This window comes from Betaproteobacteria bacterium (assembly GCA_009693245.1).
In the GTDB taxonomy this organism is placed as follows: Bacteria; Pseudomonadota; Gammaproteobacteria; order Burkholderiales; family SHXO01; genus SHXO01.
In genome coordinates, this window is sequence record SHXO01000101.1 from 1 (window position 1) to 10,793 (window position 10,793).

11 protein-coding genes and 1 pseudogene are annotated in these 10,793 nt (G+C 58.7%); 9 read left to right on the plus strand and 3 right to left on the minus strand.

Annotation, left to right across the window (positions count from 1 at the left end):
* Window positions 1-151: 151 nt before the first annotated feature.
* The 8 genes from EXR36_14095 to EXR36_14130 all read left to right on the plus strand — a co-directional run bounded on the left by EXR36_14095 (window position 152) and on the right by EXR36_14130 (window position 7,623).
* Window positions 152-676 carry a hypothetical protein gene (locus tag EXR36_14095; GenBank protein MSQ60728.1) on the plus strand — a complete coding sequence of 175 codons (525 nt, stop codon included), beginning with the start codon at window positions 152-154 and terminating at the stop codon, window positions 674-676.
* A 51-nt stretch (window positions 677-727) separates the two neighbouring features.
* Complete coding sequence (locus tag EXR36_14100; GenBank protein ID MSQ60729.1) at window positions 728-1,744, plus strand: transporter substrate-binding domain-containing protein; 1,017 nt, start codon at window positions 728-730, stop codon at window positions 1,742-1,744.
* A 59-nt stretch (window positions 1,745-1,803) separates the two neighbouring features.
* Window positions 1,804-2,472 (plus strand): FKBP-type peptidyl-prolyl cis-trans isomerase, encoded by a 669-nt coding sequence (locus tag EXR36_14105; GenBank protein MSQ60730.1) that lies wholly within the window; start codon window positions 1,804-1,806, stop codon window positions 2,470-2,472.
* A gap of 15 nt (window positions 2,473-2,487) precedes the next feature.
* Entirely contained in the window at window positions 2,488-3,528 is a 1,041-nt protein-coding gene (locus EXR36_14110) for an ABC transporter substrate-binding protein (protein ID MSQ60731.1), read from the plus strand.
* Between the two features lie 8 nt (window positions 3,529-3,536).
* A complete protein-coding gene (locus tag EXR36_14115) occupies window positions 3,537-4,337 on the plus strand; it encodes an ABC transporter ATP-binding protein (protein MSQ60732.1) in 801 nt (266 codons plus the stop codon).
* Window positions 4,338-4,624: 287 nt separating this feature from the next.
* On the plus strand, window positions 4,625-5,410 hold the full coding sequence (locus EXR36_14120; protein ID MSQ60733.1) for an ABC transporter permease: 786 nt from the start codon (window positions 4,625-4,627) through the stop codon (window positions 5,408-5,410).
* 10 nt (window positions 5,411-5,420) lie between these two features.
* Window positions 5,421-5,915, plus strand: a complete 495-nt coding sequence (locus EXR36_14125; GenBank protein MSQ60734.1) for a hypothetical protein — start codon at window positions 5,421-5,423, stop codon at window positions 5,913-5,915.
* 40 nt (window positions 5,916-5,955) lie between these two features.
* Window positions 5,956-7,623: an STAS domain-containing protein gene (locus EXR36_14130; GenBank protein ID MSQ60735.1), complete on the plus strand. Its 1,668-nt coding sequence runs from the start codon at window positions 5,956-5,958 to the stop codon at window positions 7,621-7,623.
* Here EXR36_14130 and EXR36_14135 read toward each other — a convergent pair.
* The gene (locus tag EXR36_14135) at window positions 7,617-8,375 is read right to left on the minus strand and encodes a serine/threonine protein kinase (protein ID MSQ60736.1); all 759 of its coding nucleotides are present in this window, start codon (window positions 8,373-8,375) and stop codon (window positions 7,617-7,619) included. The two genes, EXR36_14130 and EXR36_14135, sit on opposite strands and share 7 nt — an antisense overlap.
* Before the next feature lie 418 nt (window positions 8,376-8,793).
* Here EXR36_14135 and EXR36_14140 point away from each other — a divergent pair.
* Window positions 8,794-9,958 (plus strand): annotated as a pseudogene (locus EXR36_14140) (IS4 family transposase).
* A gap of 368 nt (window positions 9,959-10,326) precedes the next feature.
* Here EXR36_14140 and EXR36_14145 read toward each other — a convergent pair.
* Window positions 10,327-10,521: a hypothetical protein gene (locus EXR36_14145; protein MSQ60737.1), complete on the minus strand. Its 195-nt coding sequence runs from the start codon at window positions 10,519-10,521 to the stop codon at window positions 10,327-10,329.
* A complete protein-coding gene (locus tag EXR36_14150) occupies window positions 10,449-10,661 on the minus strand; it encodes a hypothetical protein (GenBank protein ID MSQ60738.1) in 213 nt (70 codons plus the stop codon). The genes EXR36_14145 and EXR36_14150 overlap by 73 nt, the downstream gene beginning before the upstream one ends.
* Window positions 10,662-10,793 lie beyond the last annotated feature (132 nt).

Genomic DNA, 10,793 nt, shown 5'->3' on the forward strand with positions numbered 1-10,793 from the left:
GCCCGCAACTGATCGAGCGTCGTGAGTTTGGTTTCGTTCATGTCGATCATCATTCCTAGAATGATCGACCCAATTACGCCCCTTCAGACTCAAACCATGTTGGAAATACGATCCCACCTTCAGACTCAAACCATATTGGATAAGACTCTCGGTGGGCGCTTCCGAAATCGTGAGCGGCGTTCTGACAAGGATGGAAGTTCCTCATCAAGTACTCAACGCCCGCCAAGATCGTGAAGAAGCCGAGGTGGTGGCAAGGGTGGGCCAATTGGGGTTGGTAACCGTCGCCACCAACATGGCGGGAAGGGTGACAGACATTCGCCTGAGCGACGAGGCGAAGCAGCGCGGCGGATTGCATGTAGTGCTCACCGAGTACCACGAATCCTCGCGCATCGACCGGCAGCTTTTCGGGCGGTGCGCAAGGCAGGGCGATCCTGGCACAGCGCAAGGCTTTGCATCGCTGGAGGATGAATTGTTCGTGCGTTTTGCCTCTTGGCCGGCGAGCTTGCTGCGCGTGCGACCGGGCCTTGTGGAAAGCATGTCCCCTTGGCTGGCTAGGCTGCTAGTGAAGATTGCCCAATGGAACGCGGAACGAATGAATGCCCACATTTGCAAGCAAAGCGTCAAACACGACCGCCGCATGGAAAAACTCACTGCCATGGCCGGAAGGGGAGAGTAGAGCCGGTTTACACTACGGTCTGCTCCATGACAGGAAATAGAAGTGAGGACTATAAAATGCCACATCCGCCTGTATCTCGCCGTCTTCCTTGCAATCATTGCCGGCTCGGTTTTCGCCGCTCCAGAAAAAAGCAAGGTCGCCATCGCGGTCGGTGGTAAGGCCGCGCTCTTTTATCTGCCGCTCACCATCGCGGAACGTCTGGGCTATTTCAAGGACGAGGGATTGGAAGTCGAGATCAGCGACTTCCCCGGCGGCGCGAAGGCGCTGCAGGCCATGATGGGGGGCAGCGCCGATGTAGTGGCCGGCGGGTTCGACCATGTCATTCACATGAATTCCAAGGGCCAGAACCTGCAAGCTTTCGTGGCGCAACTTGCGACACCTGCCATGTCGCTGGGAATCGCCAAGCAGCACGCGGGGCGTTACAAGTCGCCGAAGGATTTGAAGGGCATGAAGATCGGCGTCAGCGCGCCTGGATCGAGTACGCATCTTTTTTTGAGCTACCTCCTCTCGTCCGTGGGCTTGAGCAATGAAGACGTCTCCATTATCGGTGTGGGCACGGGGGCCACGGCGGTGGCGGGCGTGCGCACCGGCCAACTGGACGCCATCGTGAACGTGGAACCAGCCATCACCGCGCTGGAAAGGGCGGGAGATATTGCCGTGGTCGTGGAAACCATTAGCGCGAAAGGCAGCAATGCCGTTTACGGCGCCACGCTGCCTTCGGGCTGTCTCTACACGAAGCGCGAATTCGTGCAGAAGAATCCCAACACCGTGCAGGCGCTGGCCAATGCGATGGTGAAGGCGCTTACGTGGCTCAAAAAAGCATCTTCGCAGCAGATCATCGATACAGTTCCTCCGGAATTCATCATGGGAGATAAATCTCTCTATCTCGCGGCCCTGGAACGTTCTCGGCAAAGTTTTTCCCCGGACGGGTTGATTTCGCCGCAAGGAGCGCAGAGCCTTTACGAAGTTCTGCGAAAGTTCGACCCCAACGTGAAGGCGGCGGCCGGGATCAAGATCTCGGACACCTTCGACAACGGCTTCGCGATGCGCGCGGCGGGGAAGCGCTGAACTGGGTTAGCATCGCGCTTTTTCCTTCCATGAAAGATAGCGTGATGACCAAGCAGCCCATGAAAGTAGTTGGTTTTGCGTCAGTGTTGTATATCGCGTGTTGCGCCCCGGGGGCCAGTGCCGCCGATCCCAGCACCGATGAGCAGAAGACGTTGTACGCTTTGGGGATGGCCATCAGCCAGAACCTTGCCAATTTCGGCCTGAGCGAGGCGGAACTCGACATGGTGAAAACCGGCCTTACGGACGGCGTGTTGAAGCACACCCCCAAGGTCGATATGCAGGCTTACGGGCCGAAGGTTCAGCAACTCGCGCAGGCGCGTGCATCGAGCGTTGCGGATGCCGAGAAGAAGAAGAGCGCGGCTTTTCTTACGAAAACTGCCGCGGAAGCCGGTGTAAAGAAAACCGCGTCTGGCGCCCTGGTCAGGACAGTCAAGGAGGGTACCGGGCCCGCGCCCACGGCCGCGGATACCGTGACGGTGCACTATCACGGCACGCTCATCGATGGCACGGTGTTCGATAGTTCCGTCAAGCGCGGAGAGCCCGCGACCTTTCCCCTCGGCAACGTGATCAAGTGCTGGACGGAAGGTTTGCAGATGATAAAAACCGGCGGTAAGAGCCGTCTGGTATGCCCGGCGAACATCGCTTACGGCGACCGCGGTTCCCTGCCTGTCATCAAGCCGGGTGCCACGCTCATTTTCGACGTGGAGTTGCTCCAGATCGTCAAGTAGGAGGATTGAATTCAGCTGCGCGCATTGACCCGCTTACTTGACGTGCGATACCTCCTCGCGCTTCTCATTTTTCTGAGTGGGGTCACGGCACTTCACGCGTTGGAACTGGAAAAGCGCGAGGTCATCATAGCGGTGGGCGGCAAGGCCACGCTGTATTACTTACCGCTTAGTCTCGCCGAGCACTTGGGTTACTTCAAGGACGAAGGGCTGGAAGTGGAAATCAACGATTTTCAGGGCGGCTCCAAGGCCCTGCAATCCCTGATCGGCGGTAGCGCGGACGTGGTGGCCGGCGCCTTCGATCACAACATCGTGATGCAGACCCTGGCGCAGAAGATGACGGCCTTCGTGCTGATCGCCATGAATCCCGGTGTGTCCGTCGGCGTGGTGAAAAGCAAAGCCGCTGGATACCGCTCGCCGCTGGCACTCAAGGGCATGCGCGTGGGAGTGACGGCGCCGGGTTCCGGTACCCACATGATCGTGAATCACTTGCTGGCGGGGGCTGGCCTCACGCCCGATGACATCATCCCGGTGGGCGTGGGCACGGGCGCCACGGCCATCGCCGCTGTTCGCGGCGGGGAGTCGGATGCCATCTGCAACGTCGAACCCGCCATGACGTTGTTGGAGCAACAAGGTCTCATTACCATCGTGCACGAGACCATCACCGATCAAGGCACGCTCAAGGTCTTTGGCGGTTACATTCCCGCGGGCACCCTCTACACCAAACAAGATTTCATCCGGAAGTATCCCAACACCGTGCAGGCGCTGGCCAACGGCATGGTGCGTGCGCTTGTCTGGTTGAGCAAGGCCACGCCCGAGGAGGTGGTGAACGCCGTGCCCCCGGAATATCTGCTAGGCGACCGGGCCCTTTATCTTGCCGCCCTCACGCGCTTGAAGCCCACTTACTCCAAGGATGGTCTCATACCGCGCAAAGGCGTGGACCAAACCTACAAGGTGCTGCAATCCACTCACCAAGCCGTGCGGCGCGCTCCGGTGCTGTTCCTGCAACAGACCTTCGATAATAGTTTCGCGCAGCGGGCGCTGGCGAAATACCACTAGATCCGCGTATGTCCGCGCTCGTCATGGAGGATGTCACGTGTAGTTTCCCAGCGCGGGGGGAGGGCGGCGATGCGTACACCGCCGTCTCCGAAGCCTCGCTGGCGGTCGCCCCTGGAGAGTTCGTGTGTCTCGTGGGGCCCACGGGTTGTGGTAAGTCCACCTTGCTCAACGCCGCCGCCGGGCTCATCGTACCCGCCAAGGGATCGGTGAGCGTGGGTGGCGTGGCCTTGCGCGGATTGAATCGCGATGCCGGCTACATGTTCCAAAGCGATGCTTTGTTTCCCTGGCGCAGCGCACTCTTCAACGTGGCGGCGGGATTGGAATTTCGCGGCGTGGCGCCAGAGCAAGCCGCGCCGCTTGCGCGGGAATGGTTGAAGCGTGTCGGATTGGGTGGCCACATGGAGAAATATCCACATGAACTATCCGGCGGCATGCGCAAGCGCGTGGCTCTGGCGCAGGTGCTCATTCGCGATCCGAAGATCTTGCTCATGGACGAACCCTTCAGCGCGCTCGACGTGCAAACTCGCGCGCTCATGGAAAATGAGTTGCTATCCCTGTGGTCGCAGGACCGAAAATCCGTGCTCTTCGTGACCCATGATCTGGAGGAAGCCATCGCGCTGGCCGATCGCGTCGTGGTGCTCTCGGCTGGCCCGGCATCGCGCTTCGTGGGCGAGTTCAACGTGAATCTTGCCCGCCCGCGGGACGTGGCGGAGATCCGGCTAGATTCCCAATTCATCAAGATCTACGGCGAAGTCTGGGAATGCTTGCGCGAGCAAGTGCTAAGGGCTTATCAACAGCAACGATCATGACATTGAAAACCTCACCACGGAGACACGGAGGCACGGAGAACAGCAGCAAGGAAGCACTGATCACGTCTTGCGTTCGTGGTAAGCCTGCCGAACCACCGTCTTCCTCACCCTCGTTCCCTCTCCCGGAGGGCGAGGGAGAAAAAGCCCTTCTCCCTCTGGGACAGCACGCCGCGAAGCGGCTTGTTGCGGTGAAGGCTTACCTTTTGGTAACGCCGGAGCCACAAGGGTTGGGATGAGGGATCGAGCTTGTCGTGAATGACGAGAAAATCAATAGCCGCATCCAATAAATGAGTACTCCTTCCTCCCTCCTATTGCGCGCGAGCCAGATTGGGTTGTTTGTACTGCTCATCCTGATTTGGCATGTTCTCACCGCACGCGAAATCCTGCCGCCATTTTTTTTCGGCACGCCCTTGGAAGTGGGGCAGCGCATTGTTGCCTGGTTCGCCAGCGGGAAGATTTATCCTCATCTAGGCGTGACGTTGTTGGAGACGCTGCTCGCATTTGTAATCGGAACTTTTCTGGGTCTGGGCGTGGGACTTTGGCTGGCGCTTAATCCCTTCGCGTCCGCGTTGTGCGACCCCTACATCAAGGCCGTCAACGCGATGCCGCGTGTAATCCTCGCGCCGATCTTCGCCGTGTGGTTCGGGCTCGGCATTTGGTCGAAAGTCGTGCTCGGCGTGACCATCGTTTTCTTCATCGTCTTCTTCAGCGTGTACAACGGCGTGCGCGACGTGAACCCCATCGTGGTGGCCAATGCGCGCATGCTGGGTGCCAGCAAGCGGCAATTGCTGAGGCATGTCTATTTGCCGAGCGCCACGGCTTGGGTGTTCTCGAGTTTGCACGCCTCCGTGGGAATGGCCTTCGTCGGCGCGGTGGTGGGAGAATACCTGGGGTCCGCGCGCGGCATCGGTTATCTCATCATGCAGGCCGAGGGCGTGTTCGACATCAATACCGTATTCGCGGGCGTGGTAGTCCTGACTTTGTGCGCGCTGGTTCTCGACAAGATAGTTTCCATCGCCGAGGTGCGTTTGCTCAAATGGCGGCCGGGGGCCGTGGGTGGAGATTCGGCTTGAGGAGATTTTCATGATGAAGTGGCTGCTCTTGTTTCTGCCGGTAATTTCGTATGCCAGTGAATTCGGCGTCATAGTCAGCGATGTGCGCTGGCGCGATCACACGGTGCCGGAAGGCCAGCAATGCAAGCGCGATGGGGGCAATGGCGCTTCCCCCCGCATGGCCGTGGGCCGGCTGCCCGAGGGCACGAACCGGATCCTGCTGGAGTTCAGCGATAAATCCGACAAGAAGCTCAATAACGGCGGGCACGGACGCTTGGGATTGCAAGTGTCGGAGGGTGCCACGGGTGTCATGGTGCCCTCCATTCCTGGGCATACCTTTCAATTTCCGTCCGATCGCATGTACGTCATCGAACCCCATCGCGGGGACGACGAACCCGGCGCCTACCTGCCACCGTGCTCGGGCGGCATGATGCATCTTTATTCGGTGCGAGTCATGGCGGCGCGGGAGGAGAACGGCAAGATCACCGTTCTCGCGGCCGAGGATGTCATCCTTGGGTATTACTGAGTAACCTAGGTCATCCTTCGGGCCCTGCGAGATAATTGCCATGAGCGGACGGTTTGCATCCTTTAGTCCGCACCTTCTCGGGAGCTTGAAGGGCTACAACACCGGTAGATTGGTTTCCGACGTTTCCGCCGGCGTGACGGTGGGCGTGGTGGCCTTGCCACTGGCGATGGCATTCGCCATCGCCTCCGGATTGAAACCTGAAGCCGGAATCATCACCGCCATCGTCGCGGGATTTCTCATTTCCGCGCTGGGCGGGTCGGCGGTACAAATCGGGGGGCCGGCCGGAGCCTTTATCGTCATCGTGTATGGCATCGTGGAACGTCATGGAGTGGCCAATTTGCTCCTTAGCACGATGTTCGCCGGCGTCATTTTGTTCGCTCTTGGCCTGTTGCGCGTGGGCAATCTGGTACGGCTCATTCCCGTACCCATCGTGATCGGCTTCACCAATGGCATCGCGGTGCTGATCGGATTATCCCAGGCCAAGGATTTCCTGGGCTTGAGCGCGGAGAACCTTCCGGCGGATTTCTTCGCCAAACTTCAAGCGCTCTGGCATGCGAGGGACACGCTCGATCCCGCCACTCTACTGCTCTCTTTAGCGTGCCTGGCGTTGGTGGTGCTATGGCCCAAGACCTACGCACAGTCGCGCTCCTTGCCTTACCGCGTCTTGTCGCGCGTGCCGGGCACCATCGTGGTATTGGTGGCTGGCACGCTCGCCGTGACGCTGTTGCATCTGGACGTGGCCACGATCGGTTCGCGATTTGGCGGCATTCCTGGCGCCTTGCCAAGTTTCGCACTTCCCGAATTTGAGTGGGGAACCGTCAAGCAGTTGTTCGCCCCCACGCTCACCATCGCCATGCTAGGTGCCATCGAATCCTTGCTGTGCGCGCGCGTGGCCGATTCCATGACGCAGGACCGGCACGATCCCAACCAGGAGCTCATGGCCCAAGGCGTGGCGAATTTCGCCGCTCCGCTTTTCGGCGGATTTTGCGCGACGGGCACCATCGCGCGCACCATGACGAATGTGCGCTGCGGCGCCACCTCGCCGGTCGCGGGGATGGTGCATGCGCTCGTCGTGCTTGTCATCGTCCTCGTTGCCGCGCCCCTCGCGGCGAATATTCCGCTGGCGGCCTTGGCGGCCATCTTGTTATTCGTGGCCTACAACATGGGAGAGTGGCACGAATTCGCGCGGCTCAAGAACTTCTCCAACAACTACCGCGCTATTTTGCTCACCACCTTCGTGCTCACCGTGGCGGTGGATCTGACAGTGGCGGTGGAGGTGGGATTGGCGCTGGCTTGCTTGTTCTTCATTACGCGCGTATCCAGCCTTACACGAGTCGAACCCATCGAAGAATCGGAAGAAGACTTGGAAGGATTACCCCATCGCAGCGTGGAGGCCTTTCGCATCAATGGGTCCTTGTTCTTCGGCAGCGTCAGTAAACTCGAAGGCTTACTCGATCCCAAGCGCGAGCGCCCGGAGTTCACTGTGCTCGAAATGTCTGGCCTGCTGAATCTGGACACGACCGGTGTGGAAGCCTTGCGCACCCTGCACGGTTTGATCGAAAAACGAGGCGGCCGGCTCATACTCTGCGGACTGCAACCGCAACCTGCATCTCTCATCGCGCGCGCTGGACTCGCCGCTGTTTTGGGGAACCAGAATCTGCTGGAAACCATGGCGGATGCCCGGCGAGTGGTGCAATCGAGTCAGTGAACGGCCAACAACCAGTAGAGCAGCAGCGCGTTCAGCACCAAGGAAAGCAGTGCCGTGGCACGCCAAAGCGTGGCGGGATCGCGCCCGGCTATAGGCGTGGGCCTTGGCGGACCGAGCGGGTGCGCGGCTCCGCGCTCAAGTGCTAGCAACAACTCTTCCGCCGTTTCGAAGCGCAGCTTTGGCTCCTTCATCACGGACTTGAGAAGGATGTTCTCCAGCCACGCCGTAATATCCGGCCGGTAGCGCGTGGGAGGCACTGGGTCGCCGAAGCGCGGCCGCTGGAAGGGTTCGATCTCCCCATGAGGATAGCGCCGCGTGAGGGCGTAGTACAACGTGATACCCAGTGCGTAGAGATCCGTTTGTGCGCTGGCCGGCACATCCGCGAACATCTCGGGCGCGAGGAAACTCGGAGTACCCGCCCGCGAGGAAAGAATGCCCGCCCCGAAGCCAGATTCCGCCACGCCGAAATCGAGGATACGTACTTCGCCATCCTCGCCGAGATGGATGTTCTCTGGCTTGATGTCTCGGTGAATGACCGAGCGGCGGTGCAATGCGCCCAGGCCGCGCGCGAGTTTGATGGCGATGGCGAGCAGGCCGGGAATCGTCAAGTGGCGTCCCGCTTCTAGCACTTGTGCCAGGGTGTGCCCAGCGTGCCAAGTCTGCACGAAGTAGAGCACGCTGCGCTGGTCCGCGCCTAGGATCCTGTCGGACTTAGGATGATTCGGCTGCAACGGTGGGAGAGCGGTGCATATTTCACCGGTTTCTCCTTACATATTCCAGATATGCGCGTCGAAACCGGCAAAATCTACCCGCGCTCTCCCACCGTTTCGCTATCGAACCCCTAAGTCCGACAGGCTCCTAGGGGAATGACCTGCGGAAAGAAGCGCGCGACCACGCGGCGCGCGATCCATTCTTCGTGCGCGAGTTGCTTGCGCTCAGCGGGGTCTTCTCCACGCTCCGGGATCAGGGTTTTCAGCACGCATAAGCGACCGCTACCGGCTTGCTCCACCTTATAGAGAATGTCACATCTGTCCGGTAGATTTTTGGGGGTGTTGATGAAAACTCAATGCTGTCATGAGGTTGGGTTGGATTATCGATTCCGACGATATGGGAACTCCCTAGGGTTTTGCCACGTATCTTTGCCGCTTTCCAGGCAAACGAGGCAACCCCATGAATCGCGGTCGATCGGTATTTGCGCAGTTGTTGGGCTTCGTTCCCTTTGCCCACTTCGAGCACTTGGTCGATTGGTTCGCCTCGAATCACGGCATCAAGCACTTCTCGGCTTGGAATCATTTCTTGTGCATCGCGTATTCGCAGCTCACACGACGCGAAGGGCTGCGTGACCTCGTCGCATGCTTGAATTCGCACCGCTCCAAACTCTATCACCTTGGCATTCGTGGCAAGATTTCTCGTTCCACGCTGGCCGGCGCCAACGAGCGGCGCGATTGGCAATTGTTCGAAGCGCTCTGGCGTCGCCTGATCGCCACCGCCGTCGAGTTGTATCGGGACTAGGACACCGGACTGGGGCTCAAAGGAGCCGTTGTATGCCATGGATTCCACCACCATCGATCTGTGTCTGTCCTTGTTCCCGTGGGCGGATTTTCGTTCGACCAAGGCTGCGGTGAAAGCACACACCATAGTCGACTTGCGTGGCGGTATCCCAGTATTCGTGCACATCACCTCCGGGAAAGTGCACGATGTGAACGTACTGGATATCATTCACTGGCCCCCAGGTGCCATCGTTGTCATCGATCGAGGCTACTTGTATTTCCACAGACTGCACTCGCTCCATCAACGCCAAGTCTCCTTCGTTATCCGAGCCAAGGACAATCTACGCTACACCTGGATCGCGTCGCGCGATGTCGACAAGGCAACCGGACTGCGCAGCGATCGGAGTATTTCGCTGACCACCCCAAAATCCAAACTCGACTATCCAGACCGATTGCGCCGTGTTTCTTTTCGCGCTCCCGAAACGGACAAGTTTCTCGTGTTCCTGACCAATCAATTCGATCTGCCTGCGCTGACCATCGCAGAGATCTATCGCAAACGCTAGCAGGTCGAGATCTTCTTAAAATGGATAAAACAGAACTTGAAGATCAAACATTTCTTCGGTAACTCAATGAATGCCGTCAAGTCGCAGATCTGGATTGCGGTGTGCGTTTATCTAGTAGTGGCCATCGCTCGAAAGCATTTGAACCTGGCGGCCTCCCCTCAGATTTTGCTGAACATTCTCGAAGTCAACATCTTCGAGAAAATCCTAATAGATCAACTCGTTATCGAAGCGCTGCAGAACTTCGATGGCGCCCCTCTAGATAAACAACTGAATCTATTCTGAAATCTACCGGACAGATGTGGATCGAAATGTATCACCGCACAGCGCAAGGGGTCAACCACACGTAATTTGCGCGAAATGGCACGCAGCCGCGTCGCCTCCTCGGCCTGCGTAAAACCCAGCGGGTTCTTCAAATCCACTCCAGCACGTCCTTCCGCCGCCGCGCCGGTACAACCGGCGGCGGTCGCGGACTCAAGCCGGGGTGCGCGAGTATCTTCTCGATCACTGCTGGCTCTTCAATTACCCTAGAAAGAACTATTGCACACGAAGAACACGACGGAGCACGAAGGAGATCAAAAACAGCGAGGTAGCAAAGCCTTCACCAAATGGGTGAGTCTCGGAAGCGCCAGTTTCTTCGTATTTCCTTCGTGTTACTTCGTGTCGTTGTGGTTAATCGCCGTTTGTAGGATTACCGCAACGAGCTTCAGTTTGCCCTCGCACGCGCAGCGCGCCACGCCGATGCCGAACACGCGCTTGAGTAACCGCGCCCACGTCATGCGCGTGTTGGCAATCCCCCCTCGCCCGCCGCCATGGGTTGAGGCGGCACGGGCACCACCTTCGCGCACAGCTTCGCATTCGGCGCCAGCACCCCATGAAACCGGATCAGATGCAGCCGTGGCCTTCGCGCCCGTGCGGCCAGCCTCTGCATGAATTCCATCGGCGTGAGTACGATGTGCGTTGTGCAGTTGAGGGCACCTCTAATAATTCAGCATTCTAGAGTAGTGTGTATGGAATCGATGTGATAAAAAGCCTCGAAGCGCAAAGTGATCCCGAGGCCGATGAAGAAAGACAAACGCAGGAAGCAACCCAAACCCAAGCAGCCTGGATTCTTCGATGT

What these genes read in the sequence shown, in the direction of transcription:
- EXR36_14105 (MSQ60730.1), top strand. Translation starts at nt 1,804, where the DNA reads ATGAAAGTAGTTGGTTTTGCGTCAGTGTTGTATATCGCGTGTTGCGCC.
- EXR36_14115 (MSQ60732.1), top strand. Translation starts at nt 3,537, where the DNA reads ATGTCCGCGCTCGTCATGGAGGATGTCACGTGTAGTTTCCCAGCGCGG.
- EXR36_14120 (MSQ60733.1), top strand. Translation starts at nt 4,625, where the DNA reads ATGAGTACTCCTTCCTCCCTCCTATTGCGCGCGAGCCAGATTGGGTTG.
- EXR36_14125 (MSQ60734.1), top strand. Translation starts at nt 5,421, where the DNA reads ATGATGAAGTGGCTGCTCTTGTTTCTGCCGGTAATTTCGTATGCCAGT.
- EXR36_14130 (MSQ60735.1), top strand. Translation starts at nt 5,956, where the DNA reads ATGAGCGGACGGTTTGCATCCTTTAGTCCGCACCTTCTCGGGAGCTTG.